Here is a 24,093-nt window from a genome sequence, read left to right on the forward strand (position 1 = left end):
AGGCAAATAATCAGTGGGGATGAAGAAAACCCACTAATTAAAGTTTCACTATAGGATTTTCTATATTATATGTTGGATATAGAAAATCAGTCATTACGTTACACATGTAAAGTTTCAATTTTTTCGTTTATTTGCTTATTATTTGTTGCGTTACTATAAATAAAAGTTTGACCTAAAAAGAGTACATGCAGTTGTTCCCACGGTAACATGCGCAAATTCCAATTATTTCGAAGTCTAGTTATTGCTTCACGAGGTGTTTCATCGGCGAGTGCAAAAGCTCCGTAATGCATTGGTATAAAATGCGTAGCATTTAAATCTAAATAAGCTTGCACGGCCTCTTCAGGTGAAACATGAGATACTTTCATAAACCATTCTGGTTCATAAGCGCCAATGGGCATAAGAGCAATATCAATTAAAAAGCGTTCACCAATTTCTTTGAAACCTTGGAAATAGCCACTGTCACCACAAAAATATATGGTTTCCATAGTCGTTTCATTATCAATAATCCATCCACCCCAGTGAGACGTATTCATATCAAATAAGAATCTTCTCGTCCAGTGCTGAGCGGGTACGAAGTGAAAAGAAACTTCGTTAATTATCGTACTTTCCCACCATTTATACTCTTCTACATGTTTAAATTTCTTACGAGTAAATAATTTTTTTAATCCAATAGGTACAAGATATAGAACATCATCATTCAACTGGCGAAGAGTTGAAAAATCTAAATGATCATAATGACCATGTGAAATAAGGACAATATCAATTTTAGGTAGTGCTTCTATAGAGAGTCCAGGTTCTGTAAGTCTTGGAACTAGCTTTAATTTATTAGCCCATACTGGATCTGTTAATATATTAAGTCCATTCGTTTGGATAAGAAAAGTGGAATGCCCAATCCATGTGATAGTCGTTTTTTCAACATTACTTTGCAAAAATGCACTTTGTTTAACGGGTGATTGTTCTACTAAGAAAGAAAAATCTTTTTTGTTTTGCTTTCGTTCTTTACGCCAGCGTAAAAAAGAGCGAATTGATTTTTTGGTACTAACATTATCCATATTTTCATAGCGCTTTGCCATGAACATCACCTCATTTAAAATCGTTGTATTTGTATTGTACCGAAATGTTGTTAAGGAATACAGTGTAAAACATGGATTAATGTTTAAGGAATTGTTAAAAAATAGGGAGAGGTATTTACAAAAGTAACAATAAAATTAGTTTTATCACTTTTATTTAGAGAAATAATAGTAAAAAAATATATTTTGTCTAGTAATTCGCTTGAAATAAAAAAGTAACATACGTAAATTCGTACGATTTCGTGAACAAATGTAGTAAACAATTTTCTCGTAGTGTTAACTTTTGTTATTATAAACATAACCTATTTAAATTTAGGATAGAGAAAAGAGGTTTATAAATGAAGCGTTATCAAAAAATAATTGGTCTTATGGTTGTATTTTGTCTCTTTGTACTTGCTGGATGTAGTGAATCAGGTTCAAAGCTTCGTAAACCATTAAATTGGGATTTAGAAACCTTCCAATTTACCAATCAAGATGGAAAGAAATTTGGTACAAAAGATTTAAAAGGGAAAGTTTGGGTTGCAGATTTTATGTTCACAAATTGTCAGACAGTTTGTCCACCAATGACTGCAAATATGGCCAAGCTTCAAAAGATGGCAAAAGAAGAGAAATTAGACGTTCAGTTTGTTTCATTTAGTGTAGATCCAGACCTTGATAAGCCAGAAAATCTGAAAGCTTTTATTCAAAAGTTTACAGAGGATACTAGTAACTGGAATTTATTAACGGGGTATTCGTTAGAAGATATTACAAAGTTTTCAAAAGATAATTTCCAATCACTTGTAGATAAGCCGGAGAACGGTCAGGTCATGCATGGTACATCATTTTATTTAATTGATCAAAACGGAAAAGTAATGAAAAAGTATAGTGGCATTAGTAATACGCCATACGAAGACATTATACGTGATATGAAGCGATTAGTGGGTTGAAAATAAGGGTGCATAGCACCCTTATTTTTTTGCATTAGTCTATCGATAAAATGTCATGTTGCTGGGGAAGTTTCGGCGCCCGAATTTCTAATACGCCGTTTTGATAAGAAGCTTTTGCCGCTTTTTTATTAATTGAATACGGCAATTTAATCAATCTTGATGCTTCTGAAATGGAACGTTCTCGGCGATAATAGTTATGGGATGTTTGTTCTTCTTCCTCTTCAAGTATCTCTTCTTTTACAGAGACTTTTAAGTATTCACTTTGTATTTCAATTTGGATTTGTTCTTTTTGTATACCTGGTAGTTCAGCTGTAACAACGAGTTCTTCACCAACTTCATATAAATCTACAGGGAATGTTAATAAACGGTTTCCTTTTTGGAAAAAATGATTTAAATCAGCGATTACATTGCGAAGAGGTGTTTGCTCGAAGAAATCATCAATTTGCTTTAAGTAATTACGAACCGGTGGGCGAGAAGAATCTTTTTTTTCTTCACTCATGGTATTCCCTCCTAGAAATCAATTTGCAATATCATATGACAAAAGCGGAGAAAGGTGAGTGCCTAGTTTTCATGTTTTCATAAAAAATTGTTAAAAATGTGAAATGGAGTGATTTTTTTATAGTTTTTGGTCGCCATATTCAGTTGATTATGCTAGTATAAATAGGGTTGATATAGTAGTATAGAGACAGAATGAAAACTGAAAGAGGGTAAGAAGTATGTGTGGTTTTGTAGGATGTTTATGTGAAAACCCTAGAGAGTTTTCAGAAACAGAAAAACATCAATTTGAAAATATGAACACGATGATTTTCCACCGTGGTCCAGATGACGAAGGATATTTTCGTGATGAACATGTACAATTTGGCTTCCGCCGTTTAAGCATCATTGACTTAGAGGCAGGACATCAGCCGCTAACTTATGAAAATGATCGATATGTAATTATTTTTAATGGTGAAATTTACAACTATGTAGAATTACGTGAAATGTTACTTGAAAAAGGTGCAACGTTTGCAACGCAATCTGATACAGAAGTTATCATTGCATTGTATGCACATATGAAAGAAAAATGTGTAGATTACCTTCGTGGTATGTTTGCATTTATGATTTGGGATCGTGAAGAAAAGAAACTTTTCGGTGCACGTGATCACTTCGGTATTAAACCTTTATACATCGCACAACAAGGTGATACTACATTCTTCGCATCTGAGAAGAAAAGTATTATGCATGTGATGGAAGATAAAGGCGTTAATCCAACGTCACTACAACATTACTTTACGTACCAATATGGTCCAGAGCCAGAAACTTTAACAATTGATGTTAATAAAATCGAGCCTGGTCATTATTTCGTAAAAGAAATCGGTAAAGAGATGGAAATCCATCGCTACTGGAAACCTTATTTCAACGCTTCAAGTGCAACGAAAGAGGAGCATATCCAAGCAATTCGTGATGTGTTATATGATTCAGTAAAAGTGCATATGCGTAGTGATGTACCAGTAGGTTCATTCTTATCTGGTGGTATCGATTCATCTATCATCGCTTCTATCGCAAGAGAAATGAATCCAAATCTTTTAACATTCTCTGTTGGTTTTGAGCAACGTGGTTTCAGTGAAGTTGATGTTGCGAAAGAAACTGCTGAGAAATTAGGCGTTAAAAACCATAACGTATTCATTTCAGCGAAAGAATTTATGGATGAGTTCCCAAAAATCATTTGGCATATGGATGATCCTTTAGCTGATCCAGCAGCTGTACCATTGTACTTCGTTGCGAAAGAAGCACGTAAACATGTAACAGTTGTTCTTTCTGGTGAAGGCGCAGACGAGCTATTTGGTGGTTATAACATTTACCGTGAGCCAAACTCACTAAAAATGTTCTCTTACATCCCTAGTCCAGGTAAGAGCGTTCTAAAAGCATTAAGTGGTGCTCTTAAAGAAGGATTTAAAGGTAAGAGCTTCCTAGAGCGTGGATGTACACCAATTGAAGAGCGTTACTATGGAAATGCTAAAATCTTCCGTGAAGAAGAAAAAGCTGAATTAATGAAGTATTACAATGAAAGTGTTAACTATATGGATATCACGAAACCATTGTATAACGAGATTAAAGATTATGATGATGTAAGTAAAATGCAGTACATTGACATGTTCACATGGTTACGCGGTGACATTTTATTAAAAGCTGATAAAATGACAATGGCAAACTCATTAGAACTTCGTGTACCGTTCTTAGATAAAGAAGTATTCGATGTTGCATCTAAAATTCCAACTGAATTTAAGATTGCTAACGGAACTACGAAAGCTATTTTACGTGAAGCAGCACGCGGAATCGTTCCAGATCACGTATTAGATCGTAAAAAACTTGGATTCCCAGTACCAATTCGTCACTGGTTAAAAGACGAAATGCATGATTGGGCTATAAATATTATAAACGAAAGTAAGACAGAGCATTTAATCGACAAACAGTATGTATTAAACTTACTGGAAGCACATTGTGCAGATAAAGGCGATTATAGCCGTAAAATTTGGACTGTACTTGCGTTTATGGTATGGCACCAAATTTATGTTGAGCATAAATACGATACGAATAAGTTCCATGAAGAAACAAAACGTGCGTATAGCTTAGTTTAATTAGAAAAACCTTAAGATCGCATACGGTCTTAAGGTTTTTTTCATAAATAGGAAGTATTATTGATACAATAATAGTAAAAGGATGGACAACATATGATTACGTTTGAGAAAGTTACTGTAGAAAATGAAAGCGTTGTTAAAGAAATGTTTAAATCGCATAGTTTAGGTGAGAAAAAGGTACAGTACTGTGTGAAAGTTGATGATACATATATTGGTGTAATAGATTATAGTGTACAAGAGGAACGGGCTGTTTTATCACAGCTAATTATTCATTTTGATTACCAAGGTTACGGTTATGGTACAAATACGTATTTTACATTTGAAGAAATGATGAAACAAAGAAATGTGAAAGAAATAAAAGTGCTACAAGAGAAATTAACAGAAAAGGCGAAGTCTTTCATAGAGAGTTTTGGTTTTACTTCAGAAGATGAAGAGTATGTAAAGAAAATATAACGATGATTATTTATGCGATACAATAAATATAAGGCAGGTGGATGTATGACGATGACTTCTGGTCTTGTATTAATTGGAGGGTGCTTTATAGTAGCAGAATTATGTCATACAATCATTCGGAAAAGAATGATTAAGAAAAAAAAAGCCGTATGAATTACAATACGTCCCTGTCTTTTTCATTATGTTTTGTATGCTTAGTACATTACAAAATCTAATAAACTTTCCACCACTTGTAAATGTTTTTTTAAAGTTCGGTTTACTTTATAGTGGTGTTGGAATAGCACTTTTATTTATTTTATTTTGCATACGTTATGTTCACTATCAATCGTATATATTTATTTTAAATTGGTTAAAGCAAGATGATAGAAACCGCCTTACATAAGGCGGTTTTTTTATTTGCAATTGTAACAGAATTTGTACATTTCACATAAAATAGGACGAGTAGAAATGCAAACATATTACAAGAAAGGGGCGGGGCAATAAAATGAAACTTGTTATAGACGCAGGGCATGGTGGATATGATTCTGGTGCTGTTGGTAATGGTTTAGTAGAAAAAAACTTAACACTTCAAATTGCTAGACGCGTTCGAGACATTTTAACGGTAAATTACCCAATTACAATTAAAATGACACGTGATAGTGATGTGTTTATTTCTTTATCTGAACGTGCTAATATTGCTAATGCTTTCAGTGCGGATTATTTTATTTCATTTCATATTAATAGCGGCGGGGGTACAGGTTTTGAAAGTTATATTTATAATGCGTTATCCAATAGCAGCACTGCATATGCAAAGCAACAAAAAATGCATACAGCTGTCAATCCTGTATTAACAAAATATGGTCTTCGTGATCGAGGAGCAAAAAAAGAAAATTATGCGGTATTAAGAGAAACCGCAATGGATGCAATTTTAACTGAGACTGCTTTTATTGATACAGCTTTTGATGCAAATTTATTAAAAAATCCACAATTTATTGAAGATCTAAGTCAAGCGTATGCAAATGGAATAGCAGCTATTTTTGGAGTAACTCCAAATCCACAACCTCCTAACCCACAACCGACACCTCAAACGAAGGGAATCGCTTATGTTCTTGGGAAAAATGTAAATTTAAGAAATGGTCCATCAACTTCTTCCTCAGTTATTCGTCAATTAAATTCTCCAGAATCTTACGTTGTATATCAAGAAAGTAATGGATGGCTAGATTTGGGGAATGGACAATGGGTGTATAATGATCCTTCTTACATTAATTTTGTAAAGACAAGCAATAGTGATGGAAGCCCGATTGGGGTTGCATATATACAAGGGATGAATGTAAATTTAAGAAGTGGTCCATCAACTACATCTGCAGTTATCCGCCAATTAAATTCTCCAGAATCTTATTTAGTATATATAAATGAAAATGGTTGGTTAAACCTTGGGGGAAATCAGTGGGTATATAATGACTCAGCGTATATTAAGTATACTCAATATTAGGAATTGAAATGATAGTGCAATATGGATGCGTATCCTTGTTATGTATAACAAGGGTACGCATTTTAATAACAACATTTTTTTCATACTTATGCACTATGTTTTAAAAAGAAACATTAGAAAAGCGGATAGAATCTAAATAGTATATATTAAAAAAGTTTTCTGATATACATTGACAATGTATGTAAGATACATTAATCTTTAAATGTTAATGATAATCGATTTCATCTAGGGAGGACATATGATACATACTAAAAAACTAATTATGTTCTGCATTATGATACTCATGGTTGTAATTGCAGGATGTAGTAAAGAAGAGAAAAAAGAAAATAATATATCAGCGAAAGCAAAAGATTCATATACGGTAAAGCATGCAATGGGTGAAACGACAGTAAATGGTACACCTAAAAAAGTTGTTGTTTTAACAAATGAAGGCGCAGAGGCTCTCCTAGCTGTGGGCGTAACGCCAGTGGGGACTACGAAACCACGTGCTGGTGATGAATGGTATCCTCATTTAGCGAAAGAGTTAAAAAACACGGAAGTTGTAGGAACTGAACGTGATATTAATTTAGAGGCTGTAATGAAGCTTAAGCCAGATTTAATTATCGGAAATAAAATGCGTCATGAAAAAATATATGATCAGCTAAAAGAAATCGCACCAACTGTTTATGCAGAAACATTACGCGGTGATTGGAAAGAAAACTTTACACTTTATACAAAAGCTGTAAATAAAGAAAAAGAAGGGCAAAAAGCTCTTGATGATTATAAAAAACGCATTGAAGGAATGAAAGAGAAGTTAGGCGATAAATTGAATTCTAAAGTTTCTATTATTCGTTTCGTGCCAGGTGATGTTCGTATTTATCAAAAAAACTCATTCTCGGGCGTTGTTTTAAATGATATTGGATTTAAACGACCACCATTACAAGATAAAGATGATTTTGCGATAAAAGGAATTACAAAAGAGCAGATTCCAAATATGGACGGAGACTACTTATTCTATTTCACGTCTGATAAAGATGCAGATAAGAATAATGAAGGAAATTCGTTAGCGAAGGAATGGACAGAAGATCCACTCTTTAAGCAACTACAGGCTTCTAAAAATAATAAAGTATTCCAAGTGGATGAGGTAATCTGGAATACAGCAGGCGGTATTAAAGCTGCGAACCTTATGTTAGATGATATTGAAAAATATTTCCTTAAATAAATGATAAAATACATCACTTTTACGAAGTGATGTATTTTTAGTTTGCGAAAATACAGAAAATTCCTTCTTTCAGGGTGTCATAAGTTGTACAATAAAATCAATCATGTGATAAAGGAGTGGGGAAGAATGAAAGCTACTCATAAAGATTGGATCTTGTTTAATGGGAGAATGATTAATACGAAAGAAGAACAGCCGATGGTAGCATTAGAAGAGAGAGGCTTCCAATTTGGTGATGGGATTTATGAAGTATTTAGACTATACGATGGCAAGCCTCATTTATTAGATTTACATTTGGAACGATTCTTTAACTCTATGGCAGAAATAAAACTAATTCCACCATTTACGAAGGAAGAATTAGTAGAAGAGTTATATCAAATGATTGAAAAAAATCAATTTCAAGAAGATGGGAATGTATATTTACAAATATCAAGAGGTGCACAACCGCGCAATCATGTATATGAATCAGATTTACAACCGACATATTTTGCAAATCTTGTTTCGTTCCCAAGACCAGTTGCTTCAATGGAGGCAGGGATTAAGGTGACAGTAGAAGAGGACATCAGGTGGAAGTTTTGCCATATAAAATCTTTAAATTTGCTTCCTAATATCATGATCAAAAACAAAATAAATGAACAAGGGTATCAAGAAGCAATATTAGTACGAGATGGTATTGTGACTGAAGGGTGTCATTCCAATTTCTTTATCGTGAAGAATAATAAGTTGATTACACATCCAGCGGATCATTTCATTTTACATGGTATTACACGTCACTATGTAATTACATTAGCGAAAGAGTTACATATCGATGTAGAGGAACGAGAGTTTTCATTACAAGAAGTATATGACGCTGAGGAGTGCTTCTTTACAGCGACGCCACTTGAAATATTCCCAGTCGTTCAAATTGGTGATGAACAGTTCGGGGCTGGTGAAAGAGGACCAATTACGAAAAAACTACAAGCTGCATACGAAGAGAGTATTCGTTTGTTTAAAGTGACAAATTAATCATGAAGAAAAAAGCTGGTATTCTTCCGGCTTTTTTTCATGATATAATTCAAGCATAGGACAAGTTTTGAAAACGCTGTAAAAAGGGGATTTAATATATGAATTATGAAGATTTTAAAGAAGTAATTCACGGAAGACGAAGTGTTAGAAAGTTTACAGATCAAGAAGTATCTACTAATGATATAAAAGAAATAATTGATTGTGCTCGTTACGCACCAAGTGATACGAATTCACAAACGTGGGAATTCTTAGTTATCATGAATCGAGAGAAGATTAAAGAAATTGAACAAATGACGTGGGATGCATTACATAAACTTGCGGCAAAAGCAGCAGAAAATGGAGAAGAGAAAGCAGGGAAATTACTTACACGTTCTTTCGGACCATATGCAACAGCTTTCTCGGAGGCACCAGTATTAATCGTATGTTTGGCAACACCATATGAATCAAAGTTCCGTGAAAAGATATTTGATCCAATTGCTTTTGTTCCAAATTCAGTTTGGGAGGAAGAAGGCATTAAGAGTAGCTGTTTAGCGGCACAAAACTTAATGTTAGCTGCACATGCAAAGGGACTTGGTACTTGTCCAATGACAGGGCCAGTATTGCTAGCTCAAGATGAACTGCGCCAATATTTACAAGTTGAGCCTGAAAAACAAATAAATATGGTTATTTCACTCGGATTTCCGAAAGATAAACCGAAGAAACTTCCAAGAAAAGAAGTAGATGAGATTACAACGTTTGTTTTTTAATTGCTGTATAGAAAAGACATTGAATTAACAATGTCTTTTTATTTTTGAGGGTATGTAATTCATATGTTGGGCTAAAATGATAGATAAGAGGAAATTACTATTTATTTCATAAAAAAAATTAATGTTCTATTAAGGAAAGTATGATACATTAATCGTGAGCAAGATTCTATTTGTTCATGAAAGTGTTGAAAGTAGTCTCAAAATTTAAAAGTTATTTTTGTATAATAAATTATAATGAAGTTACAGGGGGGATGAATTTTGAAAAAATTCATAATCACTGGATTGTCTGTATTGTTATTAGTTGGTTGCGGTGCTCCACAGGAAAAAGAGGACGCGCAATCAAAACAGGAAGAACAAGTTGTAAACGCAAGTGATGAGAATATGGTTGTATTTCCTGAAGGAGCAATGTCAATTGGAGAAGGGAAAGTAAAAGTTATTACTCCAGATGGTACTTCTGAAAACGGCAATATACCGACTGTATTCATCAAAAAGGATACGTTAATTCAGCAAGTTGAATTAGAACTTTCTAATTTTCAAAGTGATAAAGAAACATTCGTATTTGTAGATCAAATGTATACAGATAAACATCAAGTAACTAGTACAACGCAGACAACAGTGCAGTTAAAAGAAAAAACGCTGGAAACAGGTAGTCATACAATTACTGCAGTTCAGTATGAAAACAATGACCCGAAAGGAAAGGTTATTAGTTTTAATCAAGCAACATTTGAGACAAAACCTGCGTCTTAATAAGAATAAAAAGTACATTACTCAAAAAGTAGTGTGCTTTTTTGTTTGGACTAAAGTGGGCAAGAGTGAATAACTTATTTCATTTTCTAATACGATTAAATAGGAAGTAATCACTTGTTACTACTATGACAGAGAAAGAGGTTGAATACGTGAATGGGTGTATTCGTATCATTTTGATTAGCCTAATGATGGCAGTAATTTGGTTTACGATACAAGAGTTTATGCAAATAACGCTCAATTATCAAATTCATGACTTGTTAATAGGAGCTATTTGTTTTACCGTTGTTTATCTATTATATGATAAACTCGGACTAAGGTAAGTTTCAGAAGAAAAATGTAGGTATTTCATTTGAAATGTCGAATAGTACATACGATGTCGTAATAACAAATTTTCTATTGTTTACTGTGAAACAGAAGAAGGAGAGATAGTGGTTATGAAACGAGCTCTTATTAATATTGATTATACATATGATTTTGTAGCGGAAAAGGGTGCTTTAACTTGCGGGAAACCAGGACAGGAAATTGAGAAGGAAATTGTACATATAACGAAGCAATATATTGAAAATGGAGATTACGTTGTCTTTGCTATTGATAAACATGAAGAAAATGATGTATATCATCCAGAATCAAAGTTATTCCCACCTCATAATATAGCTGGTACAAGTGGAAGAGATTTGTTTGGTGAATTACAAGATGTGTACGAAACATATAAAAATGCAGAGAATGTATATTATATGGACAAAACGCGATACAGTGCGTTTGCTGGAACGGATTTAGAGATGAAGCTAAGAGAAAGAGGAATAGAAGAAGTTCATCTTGTAGGTGTTTGTACTGATATTTGTGTTCTTCATACAGCAGTAGATGCTTATAATAAAGGGTTTAAAATTGTTGTTTATGAAAAGGCGGTTGCATCTTTTAATGCACAAGGGCATGAATATGCACTTGGACATCTTAAGTCATGCTTACATGCAGAAGTGAAGTGAAAAAAGAGGCCTTTAAAAAAGGTCTCTTTTATTTGTCCATGTTCATTGAAAACAGCTACAGCAACTCCTGCTAGATTGAGTGGTCTTGATCCGACAACTTTTCTAAGTTCTTCAATATATCCCATTGTATGTAACCTCCGTAAGAAAAAAAAAGAGCAAATAAACTATTCGTTATTATGTAAATATATTCCTCTTTATAAGGGGAGAGATGACATATAACTTATTTGTTTTATTTGGTAAAATATACATCAAAAAAGGTCAAACAAAAACTTTGACCTTTTTTGACCAAATGTTATAATAAAGGCAGAAAGAGATAATCTTTCATTCATAAATAATAAGGAGGAAAAAATATGCGTAATTTATTTCCAGAGATAACAAAACGTCAAAATGGCATTTTTGATTTTGGGCCTTCTTTATTAGAAGGGATGACAGATGCTTTCTTTAAGCCACTGAACATGGATACTTTTAAAGTAGATGTTCATGAGCAATCTGGTAAATATACTGTGAAAGCAGATTTACCAGGTTTTCAAAAAGAAAACATTCAAGTTGATTTTGAACAAGATATATTAACGATCCAAGCAACGAATCATAATGAAGTAGACGAAAAAAATGAGAATGGCACATATATTCGTAAAGAACGTTCTATAGGTTCTGTAACTCGACGCTTTAATTTTAAACAAGTTGAGGAAGAAAATGTTAAAGCAAATTATAAAGATGGCGTACTGACAATTGAATTGCCAAAATTGAAAGAAGAAAAAAGTAGTAAGACAACAATTAATATTGAATAAAAGAGCTGATAAATTCAGCTCTTTTTTTACGTAGTTAATGAATAAATGAGTTGAAATCGTAATGAGATGAATAAAGTTTTAACGTATAAAAAAATTTCACGATTCGCTCCCCCTTAGGTTATTAAAAAGGGTATATTTAAAGGGAAAGGAAAAAGAACACCTAGACATACTGTTTAAGGTGAATTAGTAATAGAGTCAAAATACATAGTAAGGATAGTGGCATTTTAGATTAGGATAATAGATTTTTCTGGAACAAACTTAGGCGATTATGAATTTTTTAATTAGTAAGGAAGTGGTTAAATGAGCTTATTAACGTATACTGAAGAATTTTTTAATTATGTAAGAGAGTTTTTACTTTTAAGATTTTTACTATTTGCTTTAGTTTTAATCATTATTTCTTTTGTAATAAACCGTATTATTGATTGGTTTTTTAGGAAATCAAGCTTTTTTGATGAAGAGGTAGAGCAGACGATTCAAAGTGTAATTCGATCTATTTTTAGATATATCATTATCATCAGTCTTATCATATATTTAATTAGCCAATTTGTAGATATAAAAAGTATTATTGCAGGTGCAGGGATAGCTGGAGTTGTCATCGGTTTTGCTGCACAACAGATGCTAAAAGATGTTATATTAGGCTTTGCAAGATTAGCGGACAAAGAGTTTCGGGTTGGTGATTTTGTAACTTTTAACGGAACAAATTCAGGAACTATTGAAGAGATTAGTATTCGTTTTATGCAAATTCGTGAATGGTCAGGAAAACTACTTACCATCCCGCACGGAGAGATTAGAACGATACAAAATTTTAATAAAGGATGGATGCGTGTAATTGAACGCATCACGGTAAGTTATCAGGAAGATCCAACAAGAGTGAAGGAATTGTTAGAAGAAGTATGTGTTATATGCAATGAAGAATTGAATCAAACTCTTTATAGAGTAGAGGATGAGGCTGTTGAACCATTTAAATACGTCGGTGTTACAGACTTAAATCCTAACTTGAAATATGTTGGCTATGAATTTTGTATTACAGGTTTAATAAAGCCAGAAGATTATTTTGAAACTTCTAGACAAGTAAGATTTGAATTAATGTCTATGTTCCATAAGAATCAAGTGCAAATGCCAGCAGCGAATATGGTTGTTACTACTGAAGGTTTACAGCATATCCATGGTGGACAATCTTTATCGGACAGCTAAAGTAGAATCGTTTGTTAACAAAAATTCTGCTTCCAACATTGGATAGAATAACAATAATAAAATGATTGATATAAAGAAAGGGCTGAAGGAATTCGGTTCTTTTTTTATTTATAGAATTTAGAAATTTCTTAATGTTATAATTGTAGTTGGTGATGAGAATGAACTTTGAAGAAAAAGAGATGCGTCGTTTAGAAGCATTAAAAGAAATTGCTGAATTATTAAATGAAGCAACAAACTTACAGGATATGTTAGAAAAAGTGTTGCATACATTGTTACAAGTAATGAATTTACAAACAGGGTGGATATTCTTTATTGATGAAAGTGGAAAGCACAGCATGCTTGTAGACGGAAATTTACCAGAGGCTCTTACGTGGCAAAAGAAGAAGCCGATGTGTGAAGGAAACTGTTGGTGTGTAGAACGTTTTGTGAATGGGAGATTGGAAAAAGCGACTAATATTATTGAATGTAAGCGAATAGAAGATGCAATTGAATGTAATTGGGGAGAGACAGAAGATGTTACACATCATGCGACAATTCCGCTTAGGTCTGGATCAGAAAAATTTGGTCTACTAAATGTGGCTGCACCTCATAAGACTCATTTTTCTGAGGAAGAGTTAGCGTTATTAGAATCAATTGCATTTCAAATTGGAACGACAATACAACGTATTCAATTAGTTGAGAAAGAACGTAAATATGTAGTGGTAGCGGAAAGAAATCGACTTGCACGTGATTTACATGATTCAGTAAAACAATTGTTATTTTCTATTATGCTAACAGCGAAAGGTACTCTGAATATGACGCAAGATAGAGAATTGCAAGAGATGTTAAGTTATATTGGGGAATTATCACAAGAAGCATTACAAGAGATGACGCTATTAATTTGGCAATTAAGACCTGAAGGATTGGAGAAAGGATTAGCAGAAGCAATTCAAAATTACGGGAAGTTATTAGGAGTTCAAGTGGAAGTTCGAATTGATGGGATGGTTTCAATTGGGGATGAAATAGAAGAAGTTTTATGGCGTATTAGCCAAGAGGCGCTACATAATTGTAAAAAGCATGCTTCGTGTGAAAAGGTACATATTCTTTTGAAAATAGAAAATAACCAGTTACATTTTTACATAGAAGACAATGGAATAGGATTTATACAAGAACAAGTAAGGGAATCAGCACTTGGCCTGAAAAGTATGAAGGAACGTATTCAGTTAATGAAGGGATCGTTTCAAATTATAACAGAGCTGAAAAAGGGTACAAAAATAGAAATTCAATTGCCGATTTGAAGGGGAGAATAAGGTTGAAGATTAAACTGCTACTAGTTGAGGACCATCATATCGTTCGAAGAGGACTTGTATTCTTTTTGAAAACGAGAGAAGAATTTGAAATTATTGGGGAAGCGGAAAATGGCGAAGAGGCATTACATTTCATGCAAAAAGAAAGACCAGATGTCGTACTAATGGATGTATCGATGCCGAAAATGGATGGAATTGAGGCAACAAAACGTCTAAAGCAATATGATGAGACAATAAAGGTACTTATATTAAGTAGTTTTTCAGAGCAAGATTATGTTATACCAGCACTTGAAGCTGGAGCAGATGGTTATCAATTAAAAGAAGTACAACCTGAGCAACTTGTCGCTTCTATTATTGCAGTACATCAAGGAAATGCGAATTTTCACCCGAAAGTAACACCTGCATTAATGGGGCGTTCTGCAGTAAAGAAGGAAGTAGAAAATCCTTTTTCAATGTTAACGAAAAGAGAGCAAGAGGTACTTCGCGAAATTGCGAAAGGAAGAAGCAACAAGGAGATTGCAGCAGAACTTCATATTACAGAACAAACTGTGAAAACACACGTTTCAAACGTTTTAGCTAAATTGGAAGTAGATGATCGTACGCAAGCCGCATTATACGCAGTGAAACATGGGGAGAATTATTCATAAGCATGAATAATTCTGTTATATCGTATGACAGAATACATAGGAGCAATTAAAATTTATAGTAATCCCTAATATAGGTTTTTCTTCTTTCGATAATTAGGTACAATAAAGTGAAACTCTAATCAGTGGGGGACCATCCCCACTGATGATTAGTTTAACTAATCGGTTTTTACAGGATAAAGCTACGATGGAAGGGGAGGATATGCTATGCCTGGTACAAGAAGTGGGACTGGAAAGATTCAGGCTTCGTTAAATGGTTTATCACCGAAATTGCGAAGTATTGCCGAACATATTTTGAAACATCCACAAGATGTTGTACATAAATCTATTACAGAATTAGCTGAAGTTACGAATAGTTCCGAAGCTACGATATTCCGCTTATGTAAACACCTTGGTTTGCAAGGTTTTCAAGATTTAAAGATTACATTAGCTCGTGAAATTGTACATACACCGATGCAAAATATTCATGAAGAGGTATCAGCAGAAGATAGTATGGTAACTGTTGCTAAAAAAGTTTTTCATTCGCATATTACAGGACTGCAAGATACTTTACATTTGCTTAATGAAACGGCACTTGAGCAGGCTGTACGAGCCTTACAAGAAGCAAGTCGAATTGAGTTTTATGGAAATGGTGGCTCTGGTATTATTGCAATGGATGCGTATCATAAGTTTATGAGAACGGGTATTTCTTGTATCGCTCATACTGATTCGCATTTTCAAATTATGGGAGCAGGTTTACTCTCGGAAAATTCAGTTGTTATTGGTATTTCTCATTCTGGTAGCAATAAAGGATTACTTGAAGCGTTAGAAGTAGCGAAAGCAAGAGGAGCCAAAATTATTGCGATTACGAGCTATAAGAAATCAGCATTAAGTCAACTTGCTGATATAACGTTATATACATCAACACGTGAGACTGAATTCCGCACAGAAGCAAGTTCATCACGATTAGCACAGTTAAGCTTATTAGATACTTTGTATGTAGGGTTGTCGTTGCAGCGACAAGAGGAAACTCTAAAAAATTTACAAAGTATACGTGAAACGATTTCGATGAAGCGAATATAAAAAAAGCTCTTCAAATGAAGAGCTTTCAGACTGTAGACAAACTATTTTTGGAGAGTTCAAATGCTAAAAATAGTTTGTTTCTTATTTTAGGGATAATTTATCCAATGGAATTTATATGTAGTGCTTTCTATACTATAATTTACTATAAGTGAGGAAGATGTCTTATGAAAATATCTGTTTATGTTGCAAGTGCATTTAGCAAGGAGCATAAAGGCGGAAATAAAGCAGGAGTGGTATTTATTGAGAATACAAATACATTGACCACTACTCAAAAAATCGAAATAGCCAAACAACTGGGTTATGCGGAAACCGCATTTATATCAGAATCTGAAATTGCTGATTATAAATTTGAGTATTTTACTCCAAAAGAAGAAGTTGATTTATGTGGTCATGCCACAATTGGCTCTTTCGCGATACTGATGCATTTAAATAAACTTTTCAGGAATCGCTATACGATTGAAACGAACAGCGGTGTTCTTACTATCACTATAAAAGATGACATCATATTCATGGAACAAAATAAACCGAGATTCTATGATGTTGTATCTCCAAACGAGTTCATCGACTGTTTTGATAGTAAAGATATAGACAATAAATACCCAATTCAAATTGTCTCCACTGGCTTAAAAGATATTTTAATTCCTATAAAAAGCGAAATACAATTACATGCACTGCAACCTAATTTTGAAAAAATTAAAGAAATCAGCAAGTATTATAATGTTGTCGGGATGCATTTATATACTTTTAATGACAATCGAATTATATGCAGAAATTTTGCTCCACTATACGACATTAATGAAGAAGCAGCGACTGGAACTTCAAACGGTGCATTAGCTTGCTATCTTTATGAACAGCACTATTTGCAAAAAGAAGTCTATGTATTTGAACAAGGTTATTCTTTACACTCGCCTTCCGAAATATTAGTTAAATTAGCAACCAATACCAAGAATAAAATAGAAAAAGTTTATGTTGGTGGCAAAGGCTATTACTGTGAAACTAAGTGTTTAAATATAGAAAATATTGAGTGAAGAGCTTTTTTATCGATGAGAAGTTTGTTACTTTATTTTCTTTTAGAAATGTATGACTTACTTATAGTCAGTGATAAACTCTCATTTTTAAAAATTTAAAATAAAGACCGATTTATGTAATAATTCAAATATTGTTCATAATTTCACAAATTGTTTATGAAGTGTCATGTTATGATGAAGATGTAATGATGATTGAACACTTAAATTTGGTACAATAACTAGCCAAAGTAGTGAAGAAAGTAGTTGTGAGATAAACTCATTAAAATGCTAAAACACTAAAGGGGAGATCACATATGAAAGCAGTAGTGGTTAATAAAAACAGCAAAGCAAACATCGAAGTGATTGAAAAAGAATTACGTCCGTTACACTCAGGTGAAGCGTTAGTAGATGTAGAGTATTGTGGAGTTTGCCACACTGATTTACACGTTGCGAATCATGATTTTGGTAACACTGATGGCCGTATTCTTGGTCATGAGGGTGTAGGTATTGTTACGAAAATAGCTGATGATGTTACTTCACTAAAGATAGGTGACCGTGTAAGTATTGCATGGATGTTCCAATCTTGTGGACGTTGTGAATATTGCGTAACTGGTAGAGAAACATTTTGCCGTGAAGTTAAAAACGCTGGTTATTCAGTGGATGGTGGTATGGCTGAACAATGTATCGTTACAGCTGATTATGCGGTAAAAGTACCAGAAGGATTAGATCCTGCTCAAGCATCATCAATTACTTGTGCTGGTGTAACTACATATAAAGCTATTAAAGTATCAGATATTAAACCTAGTCAACCTATTGTAATCTATGGCTGCGGTGGATTAGGTAACTTAGCTATCCAATATGCTAAAAATGTATTTGGTGCAAAGGTAATCGCAGTAGACATTAATGACGATAAATTAGCCTTAGCGACAGAAGTTGGTGCTGATATGACTATCAATCCAATTTCTCAAGGTCCTGCTGATAAAATTGTGCAAGAGAAGTTTGGTGGCGCTTATGCTGCGGTAGTAACAGCAGTCTCTAAAGTAGCCTTTAACTCAGCAGTTGATGCAGTACGTGCTTGCGGTAAAGTAGTTGCAGTAGGGCTACCAGTAGAAACAATGGACTTAAACATCCCACGACTTGTACTGGATGGAATTGAAGTAGTTGGTTCTCTAGTTGGTACTCGTAAAGATTTGGAAGAGGCGTTTATGTTTGGGGCAGAAGGAAAAGTAGTGCCGGTTGTTCAAACTTGTTCGCTAGATAAAGTACAAAATGTATTCGAAGAAATGGAACAAGGTAGAATTCAAGGGCGTATGGTAATTGATTTTAAAAAACATAATTGTGATTGCAAATAATTCACTTTAAATATAAAAAACATGAGTCTAGCAAAGGACATGTAAAAAAGTTAGACAGCATAAGAAGATGATCCCTGTATTTAATAGGGATCATCTTCTTTATTTTCTACTAATATCGATGCCAATTAATACTTCATTAATGAGAAATGATTAAAGGTTTACTTTATTTGCAAACGAAAAGGAATCTTTATGTTTAACAAATTTTTTATGATCTGGAACGTTTTGAATTGCTACAATTTGCGAATCTCTTGCTTTCAGTGCATCTTGAATCCCGATGGTCATAAGCTTAATAAATAGAATCGTAATAAAGAATGAAGCGAGAGTATAAAAAATAATCCACCATGAAAGATTCATTTCATTACGATTTAATCCAATAAGACCTGCCCAATCATTAGATAGAGAAACAGGTTTGAGCACTCCGTCATAGAGTTCACGCATTTGTATGCCGCCAATTACAATGTTAAGCAACGCTAAATGGATAACGAGTATGAGTGTTTGGACGATATGTTCCATAAATAATACAAATAAGCGGTCAAGTAATAAGACTCGTAAGTGTTTTTTTATAATATGAAAACGACTAGCCCCCAGTAATTGTGAACTTAAGATGTAATCTTGTTTCATAAATTCATCAACCTCTGAGGATATGTATAAAGAAAGTGTAGGCAGAGCGACGAAAATAAGTACGAGTACTTGATAAAACGTAAATGAAATATTTGGATCTACCCCATCAGCATTTGATGTGATTATAATATTAACGGGCGTGATGAGTATGAATGCGATAAATAGAGTTGGAATGTAATAAAAAACTTCTGAGCATGACTGGAAAAATCTCTTGAGTTTTGGAGCAAATAAACTTAAGAGGATTCCTATACATGTTCCGCATAAAATTCGAAAGAAGCTAATTGCCATGGCTAATAAAATAGTGAATTTTGCTCCTTCTACAATTTGTAAGAAAACAGACTCTCCAAAACGATCAGATCCAAAAGGTGGAATTAACGATGGCGGAAAGGGGGCCTTTCCAAGTAATTCGTTATTGTCATTGTAAAGTAACTGAGGAGGTTTTGGGATGTTATCTTTAAAGAACCAACTATAAATAAAACTAGCTGAAATAAGTATGAATAGATAAGTAAAGCCGATTAAAAAGCGTTTTGATTTCCAAATAGATTTCATAATGATACTCCTTTCAATTGCTTTTTCCATCTATTCATCATGAATGAGACTATTTGGAAAATAGCATAAAATGGTAAAATAATCATAACAAGTATGATAAATGCAGCTGGAGGTGAAACAAACGCCTTATTAAATAAAAATTGAATAATGCCTTCCATATTAAAAACAAATTCTAAAATGAATAAATTAGAAAGTAAGAAAACAAAAATCGTTTTTAAATGGTGGAAGAAGTGGATAGATATATTTTTGAATAAATGAATGCATAGTATATAACTTGATGAAAGGCCTTTTCCATATGCAACCTCTACGTAATGTTTTCCTTGCTCTTCTTTTATGTATAACACCATCATCCGAAACATTTGTAATGTAGGTAAGACAGCTAATGATAAAATAGGGAGTAAATAAGCTCGATTTTCATTAAAGGAAATAATAGTGACAGGAGATTCCCCAAATTTCTGAAGCACCCATATGAAAAATATTTGCAAACAGATCATCATCATCATATCAGGGACAGCTTCTAATATGAACACAATTCGGTTTATCCATTTTTTTATATAATCTTTTGCTAAAAAATAAAAAAATGCCATGCTAGATGATAAAAAGAGAGCAAGAAAAAAGGCTAAAAATAATATAGTAAATGAATATAGGTAAGGTTCTAAAACAGTTGGAAATAATGGTGTTTTTTTGAAATGGCCAAACTTCGGGTCTGATCCTATAATCACTAATGATTCAGGGGAAAAAACTTGTTTTAACATAGTAACGGTCTGATTAAAAAAATAAATTGGTTGAAAGGTAAATCCTTGTTGAGTGATAAATAAATAAGGTAAATTTAATAATAGTAAGAGTGATAAAAGAATTGATGAAAGCTTAATTGTGAATTGAGATATTTTATTTAACATTAAATCCCTCCGACATCTTTTTACAACATTATACAATAAATTTCGTGTTATTGTTTTTATTTTTCTGAAAAATAAAAATACTTTTCGGTTTTATAGTATGCAAGATATATTTACAAGATAAAAAAGTGATAGTAGGGGGCCACGCTCTATGTTTATCAAGATAAAAGACTAGTGAACCTAAAACAATAAATATGAGTAGAATGCACAGAATTCTCATTCTGCGGTTAGTTACTTTTCTTGGCTTGATGGTGATGTTACGTGACCGCTAAAAATGAATATTGCTTTTCAACTTTTTCTTCAAGCAAATAAGTAGAACGTATGGAGGATTATGTATGTGTTGTTAATGAGAGGAAAGAGTGTATTGCGTAACGAATATAACGTAATTTTACCGCATGGAAAAGCTAAATTTAGTATATAAGTGAAATGGAATGAGGGGATTTATTTTTGGTATGAAAAAAATTTTCTTTTTATAACTTGATAAATGAAAAAATATTTTATATACTAATTCATGTAAACGGTTTACTAAATCGTATTTTGCTAGTAATGAAGGGAAGATTCGCATGGAAACAAGGGGGAGAGTAATCGGGATTGATATCGGTACCACAAGTACAAAAACGGTTGTGTTCACAGAAAAAGGAAAAGTCATTGCATCACATGCAATCGATTACCCAATTATTCAACCGAATGTAGGATGGGCTGAGCAAGATCCTGATGTAATATGTGCCGCTGTATACAAAAGTGTAAGCGTTGCCATCGAAAAAGGTAATGTATTACCAGAAGATATTTCTTCAATCGGTATTAGTACAGCTATGCACGCATTAATTGCAGTAGATGAAAATGGTACGCCATTAACGCGTTCTATCATTTGGGCAGATAATCGAAGTACGAAGCAATCAGAAAAATTATTACAACAAATGAATGGGCATGAAATTTATAGACGTACAGGTACACCGATTCATCCGATGTCACCACTTTCTAAATTGTTATGGATGAAAGAAGAGGAACCAGAGTTATATACAAGTGCCTATAAATTCATTTCCATTAAAGAGTATGTGATTTACCAATTATTTTCACGCTACGTAGTTGATTATTCGATTGCTTCTGCTACAGGGTTATTTAATTTAGAAACATTAAACTGGGATGAAGATGTTTTAACTATGTTACATGTGTCATCAGAAAAATTATCAACCCCTGTACCAACTACATATATTTTATCAGGTATGAAGCCAGAGTTAGCACAGAAGATGGGGATAAGTGCAGAAACACCAATTGTCATCGGAGCAAGTGATGGGGTTCTTGCAAATGTAGGAGTTGGTGCGATATCACCGGGTGCGGCTGCAATTACGATTGGAACGAGTGGTGCGGTTCGAACAATCTCATCAAATATAAATACAGATGAGAAAGGGAGAACGTTTTGTTACGCATTAACAGATGAGCACTGGGTAATCGGTGGTCCAACGAATAACGGCGGAATATTACTGAGATGGTTACGTGATGAATTTGGTAGTCCAGAGCAAGAAGTAGCAAGAAAGCTCGGCATTGATCCTTATGATTTATTAATTAAATATGCAGAAAGCGTACCAGCTGGAGCGGATGGGCTATTGTTCTTACCTTTCTTATCTGGAGAACGCGCACCTTACTGGAATGCAAATGCTCGTGGTACATTCTTTGGAATCAATCTTCAACATAAGCGAGAACATTTTATACGTGCAGTGATGGAAGGTGTTTGTATGAGTGTATATTCAGTAGCACTCGCAATCAGGGATTGTACAGGGCCACTTACTGAAATACGAGTTTCAGGAGGGTTTGCAAAATCTGCATTTTGGAGACAAATGTTGTCCGATATGATGGGAAAAGAATTGCTTGTACCTGAAAGTCATGAAGCATCTGCGCTTGGGGCAGCGGCAGTTGCTTTATATGCTGTAGGAAAAATTGATTCTCTTGAAGAGGTAAAGGATTGGATTGATATTGTCCATCACCATGTACCGAATAAAGAAAATACGGCTATATATTTAGAAATGTTTTATATGTATGAACGACTTTACAATCGCTTGAAAGAAGAATTTGATTGTATAGCTGCTTTCCAACGTAAACAATAGGGGGATTGGGAGAAATGGTAGTTGGGATCGTACTAGCGGCAGTTGTCATACTACTTTTACTTATTACGGTAGTAAAATGGCATCCATTTGTCGCATTAATTTTAACAGCAATTGGTGTAGGATTAGCAATGGGAATGCCTTTAATTGGAACTTCACCAAAAGATCCAGGGATTATTGATTCTATTAAACTAGGGCTTGGTAATACATTAGGGTTTTTAGCAATAGTTTTAGCACTAGGAACGATGCTTGGAAAAATGATGGCCGAATCTGGTGGTGCTGAACGTATCGCTAACACATTAATTAATCGTTTTGGGAAGAAACGAGTTCACTGGGCGATGATGTTCGTTGCATTTTTAGTAGGGATTCCGGTATTTTTCCAAGTTGGATTTGTACTATTAATTCCGTTAGTATTTACAATTGCGTTAGAAACTGGGGTATCACTTATTACAATTGGTATTCCGCTAGTAGCAGGACTATCAGTCGTACACGGACTTGTTCCACCGCATCCAGCGGCAATGGCGGCAGTTGGTATTTTTAAAGCAGATGTAGGGAAGACAATTTTATATGCGTTAATTGTCGGACTTCCAACTGCAATTATTTCAGGTCCACTTTACGGGAAATGGATTGGTGCTCGTATACATAAGGAAGTACCATTAGATATAGCGGAGCAATTTGTTGAAAAAGATAATAAAAAAGAGCTTCCTAGCTTTTGGAATACATTGTTTACAATTTTACTTCCAGTATTTCTTATGCTTGGTGCATCAATAGCAGAAGTTGCATTAAATAAAACGAGTCAACTAGCACAAGTATTACACTTTATTGGAGATCCGATTGTGGCTTTATTAATTGCAACCATTTACTCTTTCTTTAGTCTTGGATATGCAAAAGGTTTCTCAAAAGATAAAGTGTTACAATTTACAAATGATTGCCTTGGACCTATTGCAAACATATTGTTAGTGATTGGTGCAGGCGGCGCATTTAATAAAGTATTATTAGATTCTGGAATTGGAACGACAATTGCAGATATGGCGAAAGAATCACATATTTCACCGATATTATTAGGGTGGGGAATTGCGGCACTAATCCGAATTGCAACTGGATCGGCAACTGTTTCTATGATGACAGCAGCTGGTATTGTTGCGCCGATTGCAGCAAGCACACCAGGTGTAAATGTTGAATTATTAGCACTTGCAACTGGTGCAGGGTCATTAATTTTATCACACGTGAATGATTCAGGATTTTGGATGATTAAAGAGTATTTCGGAATGACTGTGAAAGAAACATTATTAACATGGACTGCAATGGAGACTATATTATCTGTAGTAGCACTTGGGCTAATTTCGATATTAAATATATTTGTATAGAATAGGAGATT

At 33.9% G+C, this 24,093-nt stretch carries 23 protein-coding genes and 2 pseudogenes; 20 read left to right on the forward strand and 5 right to left on the reverse strand.

Features of this window, described 5'->3' with window-relative positions:
* Positions 1 to 98: 98 nt before the first annotated feature.
* Positions 99 to 1,073 carry an MBL fold metallo-hydrolase gene (locus C3Y97_RS10725; RefSeq protein ID WP_001129630.1) on the reverse strand — a complete coding sequence of 325 codons (975 nt, stop codon included), beginning with the start codon at positions 1,071 to 1,073 and terminating at the stop codon, positions 99 to 101.
* Positions 1,074 to 1,408: 335 nt separating this feature from the next.
* Here C3Y97_RS10725 and C3Y97_RS10730 point away from each other — a divergent pair, with 335 nt between their 5' ends.
* Positions 1,409 to 1,996 (forward strand): SCO family protein, encoded by a 588-nt coding sequence (locus tag C3Y97_RS10730; RefSeq protein WP_000833331.1) that lies wholly within the window; start codon positions 1,409 to 1,411, stop codon positions 1,994 to 1,996.
* A gap of 34 nt (positions 1,997 to 2,030) precedes the next feature.
* Here C3Y97_RS10730 and C3Y97_RS10735 read toward each other — a convergent pair whose 3' ends face one another.
* Positions 2,031 to 2,495 (reverse strand): Hsp20/alpha crystallin family protein, encoded by a 465-nt coding sequence (locus C3Y97_RS10735; protein WP_001288085.1) that lies wholly within the window; start codon positions 2,493 to 2,495, stop codon positions 2,031 to 2,033.
* Between the two features lie 217 nt (positions 2,496 to 2,712).
* Between C3Y97_RS10735 and asnB the strand changes: the two genes are divergently transcribed.
* From asnB to C3Y97_RS10785, 10 genes and pseudogenes are all read left to right on the forward strand, one after another.
* Positions 2,713 to 4,614 carry an asparagine synthase (glutamine-hydrolyzing) gene (asnB, locus tag C3Y97_RS10740; RefSeq protein WP_000333816.1) on the forward strand — a complete coding sequence of 634 codons (1,902 nt, stop codon included), beginning with the start codon at positions 2,713 to 2,715 and terminating at the stop codon, positions 4,612 to 4,614.
* A gap of 93 nt (positions 4,615 to 4,707) precedes the next feature.
* Complete coding sequence (locus C3Y97_RS10745; protein WP_000627523.1) at positions 4,708 to 5,067, forward strand: GNAT family N-acetyltransferase; 360 nt, start codon at positions 4,708 to 4,710, stop codon at positions 5,065 to 5,067.
* 51 nt (positions 5,068 to 5,118) lie between these two features.
* Positions 5,119 to 5,449: pseudogene (locus tag C3Y97_RS10750) on the forward strand (hypothetical protein).
* A 102-nt stretch (positions 5,450 to 5,551) separates the two neighbouring features.
* Positions 5,552 to 6,538, forward strand: coding sequence for an N-acetylmuramoyl-L-alanine amidase (locus C3Y97_RS10755; protein ID WP_000779892.1), 987 nt, complete (start codon positions 5,552 to 5,554; stop codon positions 6,536 to 6,538).
* Between the two features lie 238 nt (positions 6,539 to 6,776).
* A complete protein-coding gene (locus tag C3Y97_RS10760; protein ID WP_000581989.1) occupies positions 6,777 to 7,739 on the forward strand; it encodes an ABC transporter substrate-binding protein in 963 nt (320 codons plus the stop codon).
* A 126-nt stretch (positions 7,740 to 7,865) separates the two neighbouring features.
* Positions 7,866 to 8,741 carry a D-amino-acid transaminase gene (dat, locus tag C3Y97_RS10765; protein WP_000648383.1) on the forward strand — a complete coding sequence of 292 codons (876 nt, stop codon included), beginning with the start codon at positions 7,866 to 7,868 and terminating at the stop codon, positions 8,739 to 8,741.
* A 98-nt stretch (positions 8,742 to 8,839) separates the two neighbouring features.
* Positions 8,840 to 9,487 carry a nitroreductase family protein gene (locus C3Y97_RS10770; protein ID WP_001105288.1) on the forward strand — a complete coding sequence of 216 codons (648 nt, stop codon included), beginning with the start codon at positions 8,840 to 8,842 and terminating at the stop codon, positions 9,485 to 9,487.
* A 258-nt stretch (positions 9,488 to 9,745) separates the two neighbouring features.
* Positions 9,746 to 10,234, forward strand: a complete 489-nt coding sequence (locus tag C3Y97_RS10775; RefSeq protein ID WP_000713496.1) for a putative periplasmic lipoprotein — start codon at positions 9,746 to 9,748, stop codon at positions 10,232 to 10,234.
* Positions 10,235 to 10,359: 125 nt separating this feature from the next.
* Positions 10,360 to 10,554 carry a hypothetical protein gene (locus C3Y97_RS28340; protein ID WP_033686893.1) on the forward strand — a complete coding sequence of 65 codons (195 nt, stop codon included), beginning with the start codon at positions 10,360 to 10,362 and terminating at the stop codon, positions 10,552 to 10,554.
* Between the two features lie 114 nt (positions 10,555 to 10,668).
* The gene (locus C3Y97_RS10785) at positions 10,669 to 11,217 is read left to right on the forward strand and encodes a cysteine hydrolase family protein (protein WP_000816764.1); all 549 of its coding nucleotides are present in this window, start codon (positions 10,669 to 10,671) and stop codon (positions 11,215 to 11,217) included.
* A gap of 29 nt (positions 11,218 to 11,246) precedes the next feature.
* Here the strand turns inward: C3Y97_RS10785 and C3Y97_RS28065 are convergent.
* A pseudogene (locus C3Y97_RS28065) lies at positions 11,247 to 11,342 on the reverse strand (DNA mismatch repair protein MutT); the annotation flags it as partial.
* Positions 11,343 to 11,567: 225 nt separating this feature from the next.
* Here C3Y97_RS28065 and C3Y97_RS10795 point away from each other — a divergent pair.
* From C3Y97_RS10795 to adhP, 7 genes are all read left to right on the forward strand, one after another.
* Positions 11,568 to 12,005 carry an Hsp20/alpha crystallin family protein gene (locus C3Y97_RS10795; RefSeq protein ID WP_001245055.1) on the forward strand — a complete coding sequence of 146 codons (438 nt, stop codon included), beginning with the start codon at positions 11,568 to 11,570 and terminating at the stop codon, positions 12,003 to 12,005.
* A gap of 300 nt (positions 12,006 to 12,305) precedes the next feature.
* On the forward strand, positions 12,306 to 13,199 hold the full coding sequence (locus C3Y97_RS10800; RefSeq protein WP_000055427.1) for a mechanosensitive ion channel family protein: 894 nt from the start codon (positions 12,306 to 12,308) through the stop codon (positions 13,197 to 13,199).
* A gap of 158 nt (positions 13,200 to 13,357) precedes the next feature.
* Positions 13,358 to 14,476: a two-component system sensor histidine kinase CasK gene (gene casK / locus C3Y97_RS10805; RefSeq protein ID WP_136363736.1), complete on the forward strand. Its 1,119-nt coding sequence runs from the start codon at positions 13,358 to 13,360 to the stop codon at positions 14,474 to 14,476.
* Between the two features lie 14 nt (positions 14,477 to 14,490).
* Positions 14,491 to 15,132 carry a two-component system response regulator CasR gene (gene casR / locus C3Y97_RS10810; protein WP_000694623.1) on the forward strand — a complete coding sequence of 214 codons (642 nt, stop codon included), beginning with the start codon at positions 14,491 to 14,493 and terminating at the stop codon, positions 15,130 to 15,132.
* A 204-nt stretch (positions 15,133 to 15,336) separates the two neighbouring features.
* Positions 15,337 to 16,191: a MurR/RpiR family transcriptional regulator gene (locus C3Y97_RS10815; RefSeq protein WP_136363362.1), complete on the forward strand. Its 855-nt coding sequence runs from the start codon at positions 15,337 to 15,339 to the stop codon at positions 16,189 to 16,191.
* 164 nt (positions 16,192 to 16,355) lie between these two features.
* Positions 16,356 to 17,219 (forward strand): PhzF family phenazine biosynthesis protein, encoded by an 864-nt coding sequence (locus tag C3Y97_RS10820; RefSeq protein ID WP_000704346.1) that lies wholly within the window; start codon positions 16,356 to 16,358, stop codon positions 17,217 to 17,219.
* Between the two features lie 293 nt (positions 17,220 to 17,512).
* Positions 17,513 to 18,550, forward strand: a complete 1,038-nt coding sequence (gene adhP, locus C3Y97_RS10825) for an alcohol dehydrogenase AdhP (protein WP_136363364.1) — start codon at positions 17,513 to 17,515, stop codon at positions 18,548 to 18,550.
* A 150-nt stretch (positions 18,551 to 18,700) separates the two neighbouring features.
* Here adhP and C3Y97_RS10830 read toward each other — a convergent pair whose 3' ends face one another.
* Complete coding sequence (locus C3Y97_RS10830) at positions 18,701 to 19,720, reverse strand: ABC transporter permease (RefSeq protein WP_000836565.1); 1,020 nt, start codon at positions 19,718 to 19,720, stop codon at positions 18,701 to 18,703.
* A complete protein-coding gene (locus C3Y97_RS10835; RefSeq protein ID WP_000932683.1) occupies positions 19,717 to 20,619 on the reverse strand; it encodes an ABC transporter permease subunit in 903 nt (300 codons plus the stop codon). The genes C3Y97_RS10830 and C3Y97_RS10835 overlap by 4 nt, the downstream gene beginning before the upstream one ends.
* A 560-nt stretch (positions 20,620 to 21,179) precedes the next feature.
* Between C3Y97_RS10835 and gntK the strand changes: the two genes are divergently transcribed.
* Complete coding sequence (gntK, locus tag C3Y97_RS10840) at positions 21,180 to 22,718, forward strand: gluconokinase (RefSeq protein WP_000450008.1); 1,539 nt, start codon at positions 21,180 to 21,182, stop codon at positions 22,716 to 22,718.
* Between the two features lie 14 nt (positions 22,719 to 22,732).
* Positions 22,733 to 24,082: a GntP family permease gene (locus C3Y97_RS10845; protein WP_000260208.1), complete on the forward strand. Its 1,350-nt coding sequence runs from the start codon at positions 22,733 to 22,735 to the stop codon at positions 24,080 to 24,082.
* The last annotated feature ends 11 nt before the right edge of the window (positions 24,083 to 24,093 follow it).

The sequence above is a fragment of the Bacillus sp. DU-106 genome, from assembly GCF_004799705.1.
GTDB lineage: Bacteria > Bacillota > Bacilli > Bacillales > Bacillaceae_G > Bacillus_A > Bacillus_A cereus.